The sequence below is a fragment of the Pulveribacter sp. genome, assembly GCF_032079985.1.
GTDB lineage: Bacteria > Pseudomonadota > Gammaproteobacteria > Burkholderiales > Burkholderiaceae_C > Melaminivora.
The window spans coordinates 691,350-708,611 of the sequence record NZ_DAMATK010000001.1 but is presented as its reverse complement, the minus strand read 5'-3'; the positions used below and the strand labels follow the sequence as shown (position 1 = coordinate 708,611).

Annotated in this window: 13 protein-coding genes; 1 reads left to right on the top strand and 12 read right to left on the bottom strand. The window is 69.9% G+C overall.

The window, feature by feature from the left end:
• Positions 1–109: 109 nt before the first annotated feature.
• The 12 genes from RT282_RS03270 to RT282_RS03215 all read right to left on the bottom strand — a co-directional run bounded on the left by RT282_RS03270 (position 110) and on the right by RT282_RS03215 (position 13,399).
• Positions 110–901, bottom strand: a complete 792-nt coding sequence (locus RT282_RS03270; RefSeq protein ID WP_312306511.1) for an enoyl-CoA hydratase — start codon at positions 899–901, stop codon at positions 110–112.
• 5 nt (positions 902–906) lie between these two features.
• Positions 907–1,761 carry a thioesterase family protein gene (locus RT282_RS03265; RefSeq protein WP_313311755.1) on the bottom strand — a complete coding sequence of 285 codons (855 nt, stop codon included), beginning with the start codon at positions 1,759–1,761 and terminating at the stop codon, positions 907–909.
• A gap of 28 nt (positions 1,762–1,789) precedes the next feature.
• A complete protein-coding gene (locus RT282_RS03260) occupies positions 1,790–2,665 on the bottom strand; it encodes a serine aminopeptidase domain-containing protein (RefSeq protein WP_313311754.1) in 876 nt (291 codons plus the stop codon).
• Positions 2,666–2,835: 170 nt separating this feature from the next.
• Positions 2,836–4,032 carry an acetyl-CoA C-acyltransferase gene (locus tag RT282_RS03255; RefSeq protein ID WP_313311753.1) on the bottom strand — a complete coding sequence of 399 codons (1,197 nt, stop codon included), beginning with the start codon at positions 4,030–4,032 and terminating at the stop codon, positions 2,836–2,838.
• A gap of 27 nt (positions 4,033–4,059) precedes the next feature.
• The gene (locus RT282_RS03250; RefSeq protein ID WP_313311752.1) at positions 4,060–6,483 is read right to left on the bottom strand and encodes a 3-hydroxyacyl-CoA dehydrogenase NAD-binding domain-containing protein; all 2,424 of its coding nucleotides are present in this window, start codon (positions 6,481–6,483) and stop codon (positions 4,060–4,062) included.
• 121 nt (positions 6,484–6,604) lie between these two features.
• A complete protein-coding gene (locus tag RT282_RS03245) occupies positions 6,605–7,039 on the bottom strand; it encodes a DUF2147 domain-containing protein (protein ID WP_312306519.1) in 435 nt (144 codons plus the stop codon).
• Between the two features lie 78 nt (positions 7,040–7,117).
• Entirely contained in the window at positions 7,118–8,914 is a 1,797-nt protein-coding gene (locus tag RT282_RS03240) for an acyl-CoA dehydrogenase C-terminal domain-containing protein (protein WP_313311751.1), read from the bottom strand.
• 55 nt (positions 8,915–8,969) lie between these two features.
• Positions 8,970–9,635 (bottom strand): TetR/AcrR family transcriptional regulator, encoded by a 666-nt coding sequence (locus RT282_RS03235; RefSeq protein WP_312306521.1) that lies wholly within the window; start codon positions 9,633–9,635, stop codon positions 8,970–8,972.
• 113 nt (positions 9,636–9,748) lie between these two features.
• Positions 9,749–10,399, bottom strand: coding sequence for a nucleoid occlusion factor SlmA (gene slmA, locus RT282_RS03230; RefSeq protein ID WP_313311746.1), 651 nt, complete (start codon positions 10,397–10,399; stop codon positions 9,749–9,751).
• 141 nt (positions 10,400–10,540) lie between these two features.
• Positions 10,541–11,431, bottom strand: a complete 891-nt coding sequence (gene argB / locus RT282_RS03225; protein ID WP_313080205.1) for an acetylglutamate kinase — start codon at positions 11,429–11,431, stop codon at positions 10,541–10,543.
• Between the two features lie 73 nt (positions 11,432–11,504).
• A complete protein-coding gene (locus tag RT282_RS03220; protein ID WP_313311745.1) occupies positions 11,505–12,608 on the bottom strand; it encodes a glycosyltransferase in 1,104 nt (367 codons plus the stop codon).
• Complete coding sequence (locus RT282_RS03215) at positions 12,605–13,399, bottom strand: glycosyltransferase (RefSeq protein ID WP_313311743.1); 795 nt, start codon at positions 13,397–13,399, stop codon at positions 12,605–12,607. Before RT282_RS03215 ends, RT282_RS03220 begins: the two co-directional genes overlap by 4 nt.
• A gap of 55 nt (positions 13,400–13,454) precedes the next feature.
• Between RT282_RS03215 and RT282_RS03210 the strand changes: the two genes are divergently transcribed.
• Positions 13,455–17,228: a methyltransferase domain-containing protein gene (locus RT282_RS03210; protein WP_313311741.1), complete on the top strand. Its 3,774-nt coding sequence runs from the start codon at positions 13,455–13,457 to the stop codon at positions 17,226–17,228.
• Positions 17,229–17,262 lie beyond the last annotated feature (34 nt).

Genomic DNA, 17,262 nt, shown 5'->3' with positions numbered 1-17,262 from the left:
CCCGCTGCGCTGGCCGCGGATTTCAGCACTGGCTGAAATCCGGGTGCCGCTTTTGGCGAAAGCCGCTCCGCTGCTGCGCAGCGCCGGCCCGCTGCGCTGGCCGCGGATTTCAGCACTGGCTGAAATCCGGGTGCCGCTTTTGCATGAATGCGGAGAACGCCTCGCGGGCTGCCGGGCCGCCCATCAGGCGGGCGAAGCTGGCGCCCTCCTCGCGCATGCGCTCGCGCACCTGCGTGGCCTGGCCGGCCTTGAGCAGGCGCTTGGTCTCGATCAGCGCCGACAGCGGCTTGGCCGCCAGCTTCTTCGCCTGGGTCTGCGCCACCAGGTTGCACTCCGAGGGCGGCACCACGCGGTTGACCAGGCCGACCTCCAGCGCCGCCTCGGCCAGGAAGGGCTCGCCCAGCATCAGCGCCTCGGCCGCGCGGTGGTAGCCCAGCATCTGCGGCAGCAGCAGGCTGGAGGCCGCCTCCGGGCACAGCCCCAGGTTCACGAAGGGCAGCGAGAAGGCGGCGTTGTCGCCGGCGTAGACCAGGTCGCAGTGCAGCAGCATGGTGGTGCCGATGCCCACGGCCGGACCGCAGACCGCCGCCACGATGGGCTTGGGGAAGGCCGCCAGCGTCTCCAGGAAGCGCCACACCGGGCGGCTGGCGTCGTCCGACGCGGCGCCGCCGGCGGACTGGCGCAGGAAGTCGTTGATGTCGTTGCCGGCGCTGAAGATGGCCAGGTCGCCCTGGAAGACCACGCAGCGCACGGCGGCGTCGGACTCGGCCTGGGCCAGCGCGTCGGCCATGGTGGCGTACATGGCCTCGGTCAGGGAGTTCTTCTTGTCCGCGCGGTTGAAGGTGATGGTGGTCACGCCGGCTTCGGTGTGCACCAGGATGTCCTGGGGGCTGCTGCTCATGGGGGTCACTCCTTGTAGTAGACGATCTGGTGGCTGGTGGCCAGCAGCGCGCCGGCCTCGCTCCACAGCTGGGCGGTCTGGTCGAAAAAGCCGTTGCGGAACTCCTGCGCGCGCGCCTGGCCGAGCACGTAGCCCGTGCCAGTGCGCGCCAGCAGCTCGGCGCCGGCATGGAAGTACACGGTGATGGAGACGGTGCCCGCGGGCACCTGGCGCGCGCGGCGCAGCCACACGCGGGGAAAGAAGATGTCGGCCATGGCGGCCAGCGCGGGAAAGTCCAGCGGCCGCGCCGGCGCGTCGCGCAGCCACAGCTGCGACTGGCTGTCGGCCTCGCTTCCGTCCCACTGGCCGGGCAGCGTGCCGCTGACCGGGCGCATCTCGTAGCGCTGCAGCCATTGCACCGGGAACATGGCGCCGATGCGCTCGCACTGCTGCGGCCCGGGCACGGCGGGCAGGGGTGTGTCGGCGGCGCTCCAGGTCTCGCGCCGCACGGCGGTGACCAGGGTGGCCGTGGTGGTCACCAGGGGCTCGCCGCCGCCGGCGGGCGCCTGCAGCACGCTCACCGTCCAGTGCTGGGTGGAGCGGTTGGTGCGCACCGGCACGGCCTGCACGGTGAACTCGCCCTCGCCGATGGCGGCGGCGTAGTTCACGGTCAGCGACAGCGGCTCGCCCAGCGCCTCGGGGTGGCGCAGCACCGCCGCCACCAGCGTGGCGGCCGTGACGCCGCCGAACGGCCCCACCATGTTCCAGTAGGCGGGCGTGCTGCGGCCGGTGTAGCGGCCCGGCGCCTGCGGCTGAGCCTGCAGCTGCAGGGCATCGTCCAGCGGATGGACGGCGTGGGGGGTCGGGGTGGTGTCGGTCATGGTGCGCCCGAGTGTGCCTGGATTGCGCTCAGGCCGCCGTCGTGCCGGCGACGCCGAAGCGCGCCAGCTGCTGCGCGGCGCGCGGCCACAGCGTGGCGGCGAAGCGGTCGCGGAAGAAGCCGAAGTGCCCGATGCGCGGCGCCTGCGCGTCCTGCGGGGCGATGCGCTCGATCTGCCGCGGCGCGCCGGCGTACAGGCCGACCAGCGCCTCGGTGCCGGCCAGCGTCATCAGCTCGTCGTCCGTCATGCTCCAGGCGTGGATGGGAAAGCGCACGGCGCCATAGCTGCGCTGGGCGCTCTCGCCCTCGGCGCCCACGCTGTAGCGCGGGTGCAGGCACCAGCGGCGCCACTGCAACGCCACGCCGGCCGGCAGGTCGCCCACGGCGCCCAGGCGTCTGCCCGGAAAGTAGCCGCACAGCCGCACCGCCAGCGGCACCAGCACGTGCCAGAAGAACGGCATGGCCGGGCGGATGCGCGGCGCGTTCTCGCGCCAGTAGCCGCTGCCGGCGGCCACGCTCAGCAGGCCGTGCACCTGCGCCTGCTGGCGCAGCAGCCCCGGCAGCTGCGCGCCCAGACTGTGGCCGATCAGGTACAGGGGCTGGCCGGGCAGCTGCCCGGCGGCATGGGCGATCACGCTGTCGTAGTCGCGCGCCCAGTCCGCCAGGTCGGCGCGCACGTCGCGCACGCGGCCCTGCAGCGAGGCGCCCTGGCCGCGGTAGTCGAAGGTGGTGACGGCCCAGCCCCGCCCCGCCAGCCACTGCGCGAAGGGGCCGTAGAAGGATTGCGGCACGCCGAACGCGCCGCCGATGACCACGCTGCCGCGCGCCGCCCCGCCGGGCGGCGGCGCGTAGCGGCGCAGGGCCAGGGAAACGCCGTCGTCGGCCGGCAGGGTGAGCTGCTGCATCCGTGTCTCCTGGGCCGCTGGGGCGGCCATCGTTCTTGTGTTTTCGAATTTGATAGCTGCCCGCGCTTGCCTGGTGCGGCCTGGAGGCCAATCTGGCTCTTACTTCCAGGCGGCGGGAGGCGCGCGCAGGGGCGCTGCGGCCCCTGCGGCAGGCAGCGCCTGCGCGGCGCTCAGACGCGCTCGAAGATGCCGGCCGCGCCCTGGCCCATGCCGACGCACATGGTGACCATGCCGTACTTGAGCTGCTTGCGGCGCAGCGCATGCACCACGGTGGCCGAGCGGATGGCGCCGGTGGCGCCCAGCGGGTGGCCCAGGGCGATGGCGCCGCCCATGGGGTTGACCTTGGACGCCTCCAGCCCCAGCGTGTTGATGACGGCCAGCGACTGCGCGGCGAAGGCCTCGTTCAGCTCGTACCAGCCGATGTCCTCTTGCTTGAGGCCGGCGTAGCGCAGCGCGGCGGGGATGGCCTCGATGGGGCCGATGCCCATGATGGCCGGCGGCACGCCGCGGCTGGCGTAGCTGACGAAGCGCGCCAGGGGCGTCAAGCCGAAGCGCTTGACGGCGGCCTCGCTGGCCAGGATCAGCGCGCCGGCGCCGTCGCTGGTCTGCGAGCTGTTGCCGGCCGTCACCGTGCCGCGGGCGGCGAACACCGTGCGCAGCTTGGCCAGGCCCTCCAGGCTGGTATCGGGGCGGGCGCCCTCGTCCAGGTCGACGGTGCGGCGGCGGGCCACGGACTCGCCGGTCTCCAGGTCGGCCGTGCGGTCGGTCACCTCGATGGGGGTGATCTCGTCCTTGAACTCGCCGGCCTGCTGCGCGGCGATGGCGCGGCGGTGCGACTCCAGCGCAAAGGCGTCCTGCGCCTCGCGCGAGACCTTCCACTGCTGCGCCACCTTCTCGGCCGTCAGGCCCATGCCGTAGGCGATGCCCACGTCGCCGTCACGCTCGAAGATGCTGGGCGACAGGCTGGGCGCGTTGCCCATCATGGGCACCATGCTCATGCTCTCCACGCCGGCGGCGATCATCACGTCGGCCTCGCCCACGCGGATGCGGTCGGCCGCCATGGCCACGGCCGACAGGCCCGAGGCGCAGAAGCGGTTGACGGTGATGCCGCCCACGCTGGTGGGCAGGCCCGCCAGCACGGCGCCGATGCGCGCCACGTTCAGGCCCTGCTGGGCCTCGGGGATGGCGCAGCCGCAGATGATGTCCTCGATGGCGGCCGGATCCAGCCCCGGGGCCTGGGCCAGCGCGGCGCGCAGCGTGGTGGCCAGCAGGTCGTCGGGCCGGTAGTTGCGGAAAAAGCCCTTGTGTGAACGCCCGATGGGCGTGCGCGTGGCGGCGACGATGTAGGCGTCTTGAATCTGTTTCATGTCTGTGTCTTCCCTTGTGCGACGCCTTTAGTTGCGGACCGGCTTGCCGGTGCTCAGCATGCCCAGGATGCGTTCCTGCGTCTTGGGGTGCTCGATCAGGGCGCAGAAGGCCTTGCGCTCCAGCGCCATCAGGTATTCCTCGCTGACCAGCGTGCCGGCGTCCACGTCGCCGCCGCAGACCACCTCGGCGATGAGGGTGGCGATGTGCTGGTCGTGCTCGCTGATGAAGCCGCCGTCGCGCATGTTGACCAGCTGGCCGCGGATGGTGGCGATGCCGCTGCGCCCGGCCACGGGGAACAGGCGCTTCATGGGTGCGCGCCAGCCGCCGGCGGCCATGGCGCGGGCCTCGTTGATGGCGACGAACAGCACCTCGTCCTTGTGCGGCACGATGAGGTCGGAATCCAGCAGGTAGCCCAGTTTCCTGGACTCGATGGCGCTGGTGCCCACCTTGGCCATGGCGGCGGCGGAGAAGCCCTCGGTCAGGAAGGGCAGCAGGTCCTTGCCGGTGCTGGCGGCGGCGTTCTCGGCCGCGCGGCGGGCGATGTAGGTCAGGCCGCCGGCGCCGGGCACCAGGCCCACGCCCACTTCGACCAGGCCGATGTAGCTTTCCATGTGGGCCACACGGCGCGCGCTGTGGATGGCCAGCTCGCAGCCGCCGCCCAGCGCCATGCCGTGGATGGCGGAGATCACCGGCACCTGGGCGTAGCGCAGGCGCAGCATGAGGTTCTGCAGCTCCTGCTCCACGCCTTCGATGGCGCCGATGCCGGCCACCACGTAGGCGGGCATGGTGGCCTGCAGGTCGGCGCCCACGCTAAAAGGCGCGTCGCCGGACCAGATCACCAGGCCCTCGTACTCGCGCTCGGCCAGTTCGACGGCCTCCACCAGGCCCTCCATCACGTCCGGGCTGATGGCGTGCATCTTGCTCTGGATGCTGGCGATCAGCACCCGCCCACCGGAGGGGCAGACATCCTTGTCCAGCGTCCAGATGCGCAGCGCGTCGGTGTTGCTGATGGTGGTGCCTGCCGTGCGCCAGTCGGGCAGGTTGTCCTCGCCCAGCAGCTTTTCGGGGAAGTACTGGCGCTCATACACCGGCAGCTGGCGGCGCGGCACGAATTTGGCGCTGCGCGCGCTCCACGAGCCCTGCGCCGTGTGTACGCCGCCCGCCTCGGCCACGGGGCCCTTGAAGACCCACTCGGGCAGCGGCGCCTTGGACAGTGCCTTGCCGGCGTCGATGTCCTCCTGGATCATCTGCGCCACTTCCAGCCAGCCGGCTTCCTGCCACAGCTCGAAGGGGCCCTGCTTCATGCCGAAGCCCCAGCGCATGGCCTGGTCCACATCGCGTGCCGTATCGGCAATCGTGGCGAGGTGCACGGCTGCGTAGTGAAAACTGTTGCGCAGGATGGCCCACAGGAACCGGCCCTGTGCGCCTTGCGAGTTGCGCAGAAGTTTCAGGCGCTCGGCCGCGGGCTTCTTCAGCATGCGGCCGTAGACCTCGTCGGCCTTCTGGCCGGCGGGCACGTATTCCTCGCTCTCCAGCTCGAAGCGCAGGATGTCGCGGCCCACCTTCTTGTAGAAGCCGGCCTTGGCCTTCTGCCCCAGGTGGCCCAGCTCGATGAGCTTGCTGAGGACCGCGGGCGTGCCGAAGCTGCCGTAGAACGGGTCGGTTTCCACGCTGAGGTTGTCCTGCAGCGTCTTGATGACGTGGGCCATGGTGTCCAGGCCCACCACGTCGGCGGTGCGGAAGGTGCCGCTGGAGGCGCGGCCCAGTTTCTTGCCGGTGAGGTCGTCCACCACGTCGAAGGTCAGGCCGAAGTTCTCGACCTCCTTCATGGTGGACAGCATGCCGGCGATGCCCACGCGGTTGGCGATGAAGTTGGGCGTGTCGTGCGCGCGCACCACGCCTTTTCCTAAGCCGGTGGTGACGAAGGCCTCCAGCTGGTCCAGCACCTGCGGCTCGGTGGCCGGGGTGTTGATCAGCTCCACCAGCACCATGTAGCGCGGCGGGTTGAAGAAGTGGATGCCGCAAAAGCGCGGGCGCAGCGCTTCAGGCAGCGCCTCGGACAGTTGGGTGATGGACAGGCCCGAGGTGTTGCTCGCCAGGATGGCGTGCTTGGCGACGTGGGGCGCGATCTTGTGGTACAGGTCCTGCTTCCAGTCCATGCGCTCGGCGATCGCCTCGATCACCAGGTCGCAGTCCTTGAGCAGGTGCATGTGCTCTTCGTAGTTGGCCGCCTGGATCAGCTCGGCGTCACCCGCCACGCCCAGGGGTGAGGGCTTGAGCTTCTTCAGGTTGGCGATGGCGCGGGTGACGATGCCGTTCTTGGGACCTTGCCTATCAGGCAGGTCGAACAGCACCACCGGCACCTTCACGTTGACGAGATGCGCGGCGATCTGCGCGCCCATCACGCCTGCGCCGAGCACGGCGACTTTTCTCACGTTGAAACGGGACATTCAAATATTCCTAGTCGGTTCACCACACAGCGCCGACCTGCCAGTGCACCCGCGGATCCGGCTTCGCCGGTCCGCTGGGTGCGCCCCCTCGGGGGAGGCGCCGCAGGCGCTTCGGGGGGGGTTAGTTGACGCGTTGCCAGGTCTGGGTGCGGCCGAAGGGGCCGATGGAGCCGCGCACTTCGAGCTTGCTGCCGCCCTCCACGGGTGTCAGGCGCAGGGTGTAGAACTTGCCGTTCTCGGGGTCGAGGATCTTGCCCCCCTCCCACACGTCCTTGCCCTCGGCCTTCTTGGCGCCGCGGATGATGGGCAGGCCGACCATGGGCTGGTCCTTCAGCTCGTCCTTGCACTCCACGCACTTGGCGGCCGGGTCGGCGTCCTTGCGCAGCAGTTTTTCGATGCGGCCTTCCAGCACGCCGCCGTTATCGCTGATGCGGATCTCGGACTTGGCCTCGCCGGTCTTGTCATCCACGCTGCGCCACAGGCCCACGGGACTCATCTGGGCCCATGCAGGGGCGGCGATTGCTACGATAAAGATAGCTGCTAGCGCTTGTCTCATAAGGGCTCCAGGGCAAAAAGGCTTGAAAATAGAAGAGGAAGGCGCGCCCCCGCCAGCGGCAAGGGCGGCCATGGCGGCTTACGCCAGCGCGGCGTCGGTGTCCATCAGCACCTTGGAGCCGGCGCGCGCGGTGCGCATCAGCGTGGCCGTCTCGGGGAACAGCTTGGCGAAGTAGAAGCGCGCCGTCTGCAGCTTGGCCACGTAGAACGGGTCGGTGTTGCCGGCCGCGATCTCGCGCAGCGCCACCTGGGCCATGCGGGCGAACAGGTAGCCGAACACCAGGTGGCCGGCCACGCGCAGGTAGTCCACGGCGGCGGCGCCCACCTCGTCGGGGTTCTGAAAGCCCCGGAATCCGATCTCCGTGGTGAACTTGGTCATCTGGTCGCCCAGGTAGGCGATGGGGTTGATGAACTCGGCCATCTTCTCGTTCACGCCTTCCTCGGCCACCAGCTGGCCGACCAGCTTGCCGAACTTCTTGAGCGTGGCGCCGTTGTTGCCCAGCACCTTGCGGCCCAGCAGGTCCAGCGACTGGATGGTGTTGGTGCCCTCGTAGATCATGTTGATGCGGTTGTCGCGCACGAACTGCTCCATGCCCCATTCCTTGATGAAGCCATGGCCGCCGAAGACCTGCATGCAGGCGTTGGTGGCCACGTGGCCGTTGTCGGTCACGAAGGCTTTGACGATGGGGGTCAGCAGCGCAACCAGCTCGTCCGAGTCCTTGCGCACCTTCTCGTCGGGGTGGCCGTGGGCCTTGTCCAGCAGCAGGGTGCAGAACACCTGCAGAGCGCGCGCGCCTTCGGCGTAGGCCTTGGCGGTGAGCAGCATCTTGCGCACGTCGGGGTGCACGATGATGGGGTCGGCTTCCTTGTCCGGCGCCTTCTTGCCCGACAGGCTGCGCATCTGGATGCGGTCCTTGGCGTAGGCCAGGGCGTTCTGGAAGGCCACTTCGGTCAGGCCCAGCGACTGGTTGCCCACGCCCAGGCGGGCGGCGTTCATCATCACGAACATGGCTGCCAGGCCCTTGTTGGGCTCGCCCACCAGGGTGCCCGTGGCGCCGTCGATGGCGATCTGCGCCGTGGCGTTGCCGTGGATGCCCATCTTGTGCTCCAGGCCGGTGCAGAAGATCGGGTTGCGCTCGCCCAGCGAGCCGTCGGCGTTCACCTTGAACTTGGGCACCACGAACAGGCTGATGCCCTTGCTGCCCTTGGGCGCGTCGGGCAGGCGGGCCAGCACCAGGTGCACGATGTTCTCGGTGAAGTCGTGCTCGCCGGCGCTGATGAAGATCTTGTTGCCGGTGAGCTTGTAGGTGCCGTCGCCCTGGGGCTCGGCTTTGGTGCGCAGCATGCCCAGATCGGTGCCGCAGTGCGGCTCCGTCAGGCACATGGTGCCGGTCCACTCGCCGCTGACCAGCTTGGGCAGGTAGGTCTTCTTCTGCTCGTCGGTGCCGTGCGCCAGCAGCGCCTCGTAGGCGCCGTGCGACAGGCCGGGGTACATGGTCCAGGCCTGATTGGCGCTGTTGAGCATTTCGTACAGGCACTGGTTCACCGTGTGCGGGAGGCCCTGGCCGCCGTACTCCGGGTCGCACGACAGCGCCGGCCAGCCGCCTTCCACGTATTGGCGGTAGGCCTCCTTGAAGCCCTTCGGCGGCGTGACCTCGTGCGTCGCGGTGTCGAGCTTGCAGCCCTCGGTGTCACCGCTGATGTTCAGCGGGAAGGCCACGCCGGCGGCGAACTTGCCAGCCTCTTCCAGCACGGCATTGATGGTGTCCGCGTCCACCTCGGCATGCGCCGGCATGGCCTTGAACTCGTCGGTGACCTTGAACACTTCATGCAGAACGAATTGCATGTCGCGCAGCGGGGGCGTGTAGATGGGCATGCTGGTGGCTCCTGGAAAAAATCGGTGTTGAAACGAAAAGGGTGAAGAAGAAGGCTCAGGCCGCGTAGCGGGCCAGGATGTTGTCGAAACCGGTGGTGGCGCGGCCGATGGAGCCGGGCGTCTTCAGAAAGCGCGCCTCGTAGTGCAGCGCCAGGATCAGGCCGTGGATCTCGAACAGCATCTGCTCCTCGTCCACACCGGCCTGCAGCTGGCCGCATTCCTTGCACTGCTGGATGGCGCGCTTCATGGCCGCCATCCAGGTCAGCACCGAGCCGGCGAGCGCGTCGCGCACGGGGCCCTCGCGGTCGTCGAACTCGACGGCGCCACTGATGTAGATGCAGCCCGAGTCGATCTCCATGGAGGTGCGCTGCATCCAGTTGGCGAACAGGGCGCGCAGGCGCGGCAGACCGCGCTCCTCGGCCATGGCCGGGTAGAACACCTCCTGCTCGAAGCGCTGGTGGTATTCGCGTACCACGGAGATCTGCAGTTCCTCGCGCGAGCCGAAGTGGGCGAACACACCAGACTTGCTCATGCCCGTCACGTCGGCCAGCGCACCGATGGACAGGCCCTCCAGTCCGATGTGCGTGGCCAGGCCCAGGGCCGCGTCGATGATCGCAGCCTTGGTCTGCTGACCCTTGTGCAGCGCGCGGCCGTCGCGCCGCGACGCGCGGGCGGCCGGCTTGGCAGCCGAGGGGGAGGTGGAAGGCGAGGAGGCGGGCATGGAAAAAACAAAACGAACGATCGTGCTATTTTGCACAAAAGCCGCCTCCCTGACCAGCCGGCATGCCCTGCCGGCAGATCTTTAGGGGTAAACCCCTAAAACCCGGCCGACGCTCAGGCCAGCAGCGCCAGCGTCGCCTCCAGCTGCTCGGTGGGCTGGCGCTTGAAGCCGGTGCGCGCATAGCGCTGCAGGCGCCCGCGCAGCAAGTCCACCATCAGGGCAGCTCGCACCTGGGCGGCGGCCGTGGGCGCGGCATCGCCGCCCACCTGCAGTGCGCCGCGCAGGCACTGGCGCAGGCTGGCCTCCAGCTTGTCGAAGAACAGGTTCATGCGCTGCTGCAGCCGCTCGTGCTCCAGCACCAGGGCGTCGCCCACCATCACCCGCACCATGCCGGGGTTGCGCTCGCCGAATTGCAGCACCATGGCCACGATGCGCGCGGCACGGCGCGCGCCGTCCTCGGCCCCCTGCCCCTCCTCCAGCGCGGCGATCTGGCGCACCAGGGTGAAGACGCTGGTCTCGATGAAATCGATCAGCCCCTCGAACATCTGCGCCTTGCTGGCGAAGTGGCGGTACAGCGCCGCCTCGCTGAAGCCCAGCTGGCGCGCCAGCGCGGCGGTGGTAATGCGCTCGGCGCCGGGCTGCTCCAGCATGGCGGCCAGGGTCTGCAGGATCTGCTCGCGCCGCTCGCCGGGGCGCGGGCGGCGGCGCGGCTGCTCGGCGGCGCCGGGGGTTGCGTCGGGGGCGAGGGTCTGCGTATCGGACATGAAGAGCGTCGTCAGGGGCCGGCGCGGCCCGTTGCTACCAAAGGCAAAGCTGCCAGCGCTTGACTGGCGGGCGCTGTAGCCACTTTTGCCTATGAAATGGCGGCGCGCCGCGGGGCGCCGCCGGGGGCGTGAAGGCAGCCGTTACTGGCTGCGGATCATGGTGCCGTAGGCCTGGTCGGTCAGGATTTCCAACAGCATGGAGTGCGGCACGCGGCCATCGACGATGTGCACGGCGTTCACGCCCGCCTTGGCGGCGTCGATGGCGCCAGCCAGCTTGGGCAGCATGCCGCCGGAGATGGTGCCGTCGGCGATCAGGTCGTCGATCTGCTGGGGGGTGAGCTCGGGCAGCAGCTGGCCGGCCTTGTCCAGCACGCCGGGGATGTTGGTCAGCATCACCAGCTTTTCCGCCTGCAGCACGGTGGCCAGGCGGCTGGCCACCACATCGGCGTTGATGTTGTAGCTCTCGTTGTCCTCGCCAAAGCCGATGGGACTGACCACGGGGATGAAGGCATCGTCCTGCAGCGCCTTGACCACGCTGGGATCGATGGCCACGATGTCACCGACCTGCCCCACGTCGTGCTCGACGGCCGGGTCCTTGTGGTCCAGCATGCGCAGCTTGCGCGCACGGATCATGCCGCCGTCGCGCCCGGTCAGGCCCACGGCCTTGCCGCCGGCCTGGTTGATCAGGCCCACGATGTCCTGCTGCACCTCGCCGGCCAGCACCCATTCCACAACTTCCATGGTCTCGGCGTCGGTCACGCGCATGCCCTGCACGAACTCGCCCTTCTTGCCCAGGCGCTTCAAGGCCTGTTCGATCTGCGGCCCACCGCCGTGCACCACCACCGGGTTCATGCCGACCAGCTTGAGCAGCACCACGTCCTCGGCGAAGTCCTGCTGCAGCGCCGGATCGGTCATGGCATTGCCGCCATACTTGATGACCATGGTCTTGCCATGAAACTGGCGGATGTAGGGCAGCGCCTGGGCGAGGATCTCGGCCTTGTCGCGCGGGGCTATGGATTGCAGGTCGGTCATGGCGGAGCGGGTCGGTTGCAAGTGGAAACGGAAGGCAAATTGTGCCCCATCCCACCGGCCGCGCTGGCCGGCTTCAGAACCGCATCCAGGGCGGCACCTTGAAGCGCACGATGCCCAGGTAGGCCGTGACGTAGGCCACGCCGAACAGCGCGCAAAACACCATCAGCACCGGCGTGTTGCGCCAAAACAGCACCGCCGGCACCACGGTGAGCAGCGTGAACGCCCACAGGTAGGGGGCGGTGCGGTTGTTGCGCTTGAGCACGCGGCGCGCCTCGTCCTCGTGGAACACGCCGCGCACGATGCGCCGGTAGATCAGCTGGTGAAAGTGCAGCGCGTCCGCCATACCGGGCGAGTCGCCCCGCGCCAGCTTGCGGTAGATGGAAAACAGGGTCTCGGCCACCGGGTAGATCAGCAGCAGCATCGGGAACCAGGGCGACACATCCTGGTTGCGCTGCACCAGCGACAGGCTGGCCAGGGCGATCGTCACGCCCCAGATGTAGGCCCCGCCGTCGCCGGCGAACAGCATCCCGCGCGGATAGTTCCAAACCAGGAAGCCGCCAGTGGCCGCCGCCACGCACACCAGCAGCGCGGCCAGGCTGCGGTCGCCCACCTGCAGGCACACGTGCGCCAGCGCCAGGCAGACGATGAGCGCCACCATGCCGGCCAGGCCGTTGTAGCCGTCGATGATGTTGAAAGCGTGCGGCAGCCCGGCAATAGCCAGCAGCACGATGGCGGCGCCCAGCCAGGGCACGGCCTGCAGCAGCGCGTCCAGCGACGCTACTCCCAACCGGGGCACGCTCAGATTCAGCAGTCCGATGGCCAGGGCCCCCGAGCCCAGCGTCAGCAGCAGCCGGTAGCGGACCGACAGGCGCTGGGTCATGTCCTCGGCAATGCCACCCAGGGCAGCCGGCAGCAGCGCCGCCACCCAGCCGTATACCCACGGACCCAGGCGCAGCGAGCCCGGGTCTCCCGCACGCGTGGTTTCCCACACGCCCAGCAGCCAGCTCGCCAGCACACCCGCCAGCAGTGCAGCGCCGCCCAAGCGCGGCACCTCGCCCACGTGAAAGCGCTGGGGCATGCCTTCGCCATAGGCGGCCGAGCGTCCGCCCAACCAGCGGATGATGACGCCCGCGCACAGCGCAGCGACAGCAAAGGCAACCAGGGACAGCCAGATCATGGGGCGCCGATCCTATCTGCTGTCTGCGTATCCAGTGGCAACAAAGTGCGGGCGCGCCGATACACGGGCGAGCACCACAGGCGCAGCAGGCTGCTCAGGTGCCAGGCCAGGTGGGCCAGGCTGCGGCGGCTGGCCCGCTGCCCGGCGTGCACCACCGCGACCGGCGCCCGCTCCAGGCGCCAGCCGGCCAGGCGCAGGCGCAGGCTCAGATCCACGTCCTCGCAATACATGTAGTAGCGCTCGTCGAACCCGCCCAGCCCCTGCCAGGCCGCGCGCGGCAGCACCAGGCAGGCGGCGTTCACCCAGTCCACGCGGACATCGGCGCGGCCCAGCGCACGCCGGCGCCACAGCGCCGCGGGCGTGGGCAGGGCGCGCTCGCTATCCTGCACCCGGCCCTGGCCGTCCACCTGCACGGGGTAAGCGCAGCCGACGCCCGGCCGGCATGCCACGGCCATCAGCACAGCCATGGCATCACCCGCCTGAGATTGCAGCCGCACATCGGGGTTGAGCACGCACACGAAGGCCTCGTCCGCACCCGCCAGCGCCCGGTTGTGGTTGGCGCCAAAACCCAGCGGCCGCGCGTTGCGGCGCAGCTGCAGGGCAAACGGCCAGGGCTGGTCTTCAGGGAAAGGCAGCGATTCGCCCGACTGGTTCAGCGTCAGCACCACCCGCGTGACGCTGCCGGCGCACAGCGCGGCCAGGTCTTGCAGCAGCGCACGCACGGCCGCGCCGTGGCCATGGCTGACCACGGACACCACCAGGCCGCCATCGCTGAAGGAAACTGCTTGCATCAACCCGCCATTGTCGCAGCGGCGCCGGGCCCGGCCGCCCGCCGATAATTCCGGGATGACACAGAACATCGAGGACCTGCACGTCTACCTGCGCAACATCCGGCCCGGCGAGCGCACCTCGCTATCGGTGCTGGCCGAGCTGATCGCCCCCGGCGCCACTGTGCTGGACCTGGGCTGCGGCAGCGGCGCCCTGGGCCAGTACCTGCAGGAAACGCGCGGCTGCACCAGCGACGGCCTGACCTGGAGCGAGGCCGAGGCGCAGCACGCCCGCCCGCACTACCGCCAGGTGGTGGTGGCCGACCTGGAGGCCTGCGACCTGCTGGCCACCTTCCCCGCACAGCACTATGACTGCATCGTCTGCGCCGACGTGCTGGAGCATCTGCGCGCGCCCGAGCGCGTGCTGGCCGCCTGCCGCGAGCTGCTCAAGCCCGGCAGCGGCCGGCTGCTGGTGTCGGTGCCCAACGCGGGCTATGCCGGCCTAGTGGCCGAGCTGCTGCAAGGCGAATTCCGCTACCGCGAGGAGGGACTGCTGGACCGCACCCACCTGCGCTTTTTCACGCGCCGCTCGCTGGCGCGCTTCCTGGGCGAGCAGCGCTGGGCCGTGCAGTCGCTGGAGACCATTCGCCGCGAGCTGCCCGAGTCGGAATTCAAGGCTCGCTTCGACGAGCTGCCCCCGGCCGTGGCCCGCTACCTGCTGGCCGCCCCCGATGCGCTGGCCTACCAGTTCATCGGCGTGGCCCAGCCCGTGGCCCAAGCCATCGCGCACGGCCAGGAAGGCGCGCCCGACACCGAGCCCGCCCAGGCCCTGTTCACCGCGCAGCTGTACGTTGCGCGCGGCCAGGGCTACACGGAAGACGGCAAGCGCACTGCCACAGGCGCCATGGGCCGCGAGCGCCAGACGCTGCGCTTCGAGTTGCCCATGGGCGATGCCGCCATCACCGCCATTCGCCTGGACCCGGCCGACCGCCCCGGCTTCGTGCACCTGCACGCGCTGCGCCTGCTGGACGGTGCCGGCCAGCCGCTCTGGCAGTGGGCCGCGCTGGACGCCGGCCGCTCCCTGCTGGCCGCCACGCCCCACCAGCAGATCGTCTGGCATGCCCCGGCGGCCTCACCCACGATGCTGCTGCTCACCGGGGATGATCCGTGGTTCGAACTGCCCGCCCCCGCGCAGCAGCTGGCGCAGGCCACGGTGCTGGAGGTGGATATCGGCTGGCCCATGTCGGCCGACTACCTGGCGCTGTCGTCGGCCGTCTTGCCGCTGCAGGACCATATAGGCCAGCTGGCGCAGCGCGATGCCCAGCAGCAGGACCAGCTGGGCCAGCTGTCGCACACGCTGCAGCAAGTGCAGGCAGCCAATGCGCAGCTGCACAGGCAAAGCGCCAGCTTCCAGGACGAATCGGCGCAATTGCAGCGAGACACCACGCGGCTGCAGCACGAGCTGACGCGCCTGCAGGGCGACTACGGCCAACTCGCCGCCCACCTCAAGACCATCGAGAACTCCACCGTATTCCGCGCCACCCGCCCGCTGGTGCATGCCAAGATGACCCTCGACCGCCTGCTGGGCCGCACTCCCAAGCACCTGCGCGCCGCCGCTCGGCCTGCCCCCCAGCCCATGCAGCCGCCCGGCCACCCGGTGGACATCATCGTTCCCGTGTACCGCGGCCTGGATGACACGCGCCTGTGCATCGAATCCGTGTTGGCCGCACCGGTGCAGTCGCCCTGGCGCCTCATCGTCATCAACGATTGCAGCCCCGAGCCCGAGGTCACCGCCTGGCTGCGCCAGCGCGCCGCCCAGGATGACCGGATCACCCTGCTGGAGAACGAAGAAAACCTCGGCTTCGTCGGCACCGTCAATCGCGGCATGGCGCTGTCGCCGGCCAACGACGTGCTGCTGCTCAACAGCGACACCGAAGTGGCCAACGACTGGCTGGACCGCATCCGCGCCGCCGCCTACGGCGACGCGCGCGTGGCCAGCGTCACGCCCTTGTCCACCAACGCCACCATCTGCAGTTACCCGCGCTTTTGTGAAGACAACCCCCTGCCCCCGGGCTGGGACACGGCGCGCCTGGATGCACTGGCCGCACGCACCAACCCCGGCGCCGTGGTGGACGTGCCCACCGGCGTGGGCTTTTGCATGTACATCCGCCGCGACTGCCTGGATGCCGTCGGCCTGTTCGACACGGAGAATTTCGGCAAGGGCTACGGTGAGGAAAACGACTTCTGCCAGCGCGCCGCCAAGGCCGGCTGGCGCAACCTGCACCTGCTGGACACCTTCGTGCTGCACACCGGCGGCGTGAGCTTCGGCGACAGCAAGAGCCCGCGCGAGCGCGCCGCCATGGACACCCTGGCCCGCCTGCACCCCGGCTATGCCCGTGACGTGCACGCCTTCGTGCAGGAAGACCCCGCCCGTCCCTATCGCCTGGCCCTGGACGCGGCCCGCATCCAGAGCGAAGGCCCACCCGTGGTGCTGGCCGTGCTGCACGACCGCGCTGGCGGCACCGTGCGCCATGTACGGGAGCTGGCGGCCCACCTGCGGGGCCGGGCGCAGTTCCTGACCCTGTCGCCCGCACCGGGCGGCAGCGTCATCCTGCGCCTGGCCGGCGAGAACGAAGGCTTCGAGCTGTCCTTCCGCCTGGCCGACCAGTGGGACGACCTGCTGGCCGTGCTGCGCGCCCTGGGCGTGTGCCACGTGCACTACCACCACCTACTGGGCCACGGCCAGCAGGTGCGCGAAATGCCTGCGCTGCTGGACGTGCCCTACGACTTCACCGCGCACGACTACTTCAGTTATTGCACCCACATCACGCTGACCGGCAGCGACGGCCGCTACGCCGGCGAACCCGCGCCCGGCCAGTGCGCCTGCTGCACCCCCACCATGCCCGCGCCGCAGTTGCTGCCCGGCGTGGCCAGCGTGGCCGAATGGCGCGGCGCCAACGCCCGCCTGCTGGCCGGCGCGCGCCAGGTGCTGGCCCCCAGCCACGACGCCGCGCGCCGCATCGCCGCCTTCGCCCCGGCCGCCCGCGTGCGCGCCGTGCCGCACACCGACATCGCGCCGGGTGCTGCCCTGCCCATACCCGCCCCGCAGCCGCTGCAGGGCAGCCGCCCGCTCAAGGTCGCCGTGATCGGCGCCCTAAGCGCCATCAAGGGCGCCGACGTGCTGGAGGCCGCGGCGCTGGAAGCCGCCCGCCAGGGCGCGCCGGTGGAATTCCACCTGCTCGGCTACAGCTACCGCCACCTACGCACCCAGCCGCGCGCGCGACTGACCACCTATGGCGAGTACCGGGAGGAAGACCTGCCCGGCTTGCTGCAGTGGCTGCAGCCGGACATCGTCTGGTTCCCGGCCCAGTGGCCCGAAACCTACAGCTACACCCTGAGCGCCGCCCTGCAGGCCGGCCTGCCCGTGGCCGTGCCGGACATCGGGGCCTTCGCCGAGCGCGTCGCCGGTCGGGCCTGGAGCTGGATCTGCCCCTGGGGGCAGGACGGCAAGGGCTGGGTGGCATTCTTCACGCAGCTGCGTGCGGAACACTTCGCCACGTCCACCCCGCCTGCCCTGGCGCAAACAGCCTTGGCCATGGAGGATGGCGATGACTGGAGCTACGCACATGACTACCTGGCCGGCGCGCCTGCTCACGCACAGCCGCCTCAGGCAACCCCTCTGGACGCCGCCGCGCTCTCGCAATACCTGCCCGATCCCACGCCCGCCGAGGCGGCCCGGACCGGCGCGGTAACGGCTCTGGCCTGGCTGCGCTCGCTGCCGCTGCTGCGCACGGTGGCACGTAGCATTCCGCCGCACGTGCAGCGGCGGGTGAAGAACTGGCTACAGCAGTAAGCTATCAATATGAGAGCTGCCAGCGCTTGCCGAT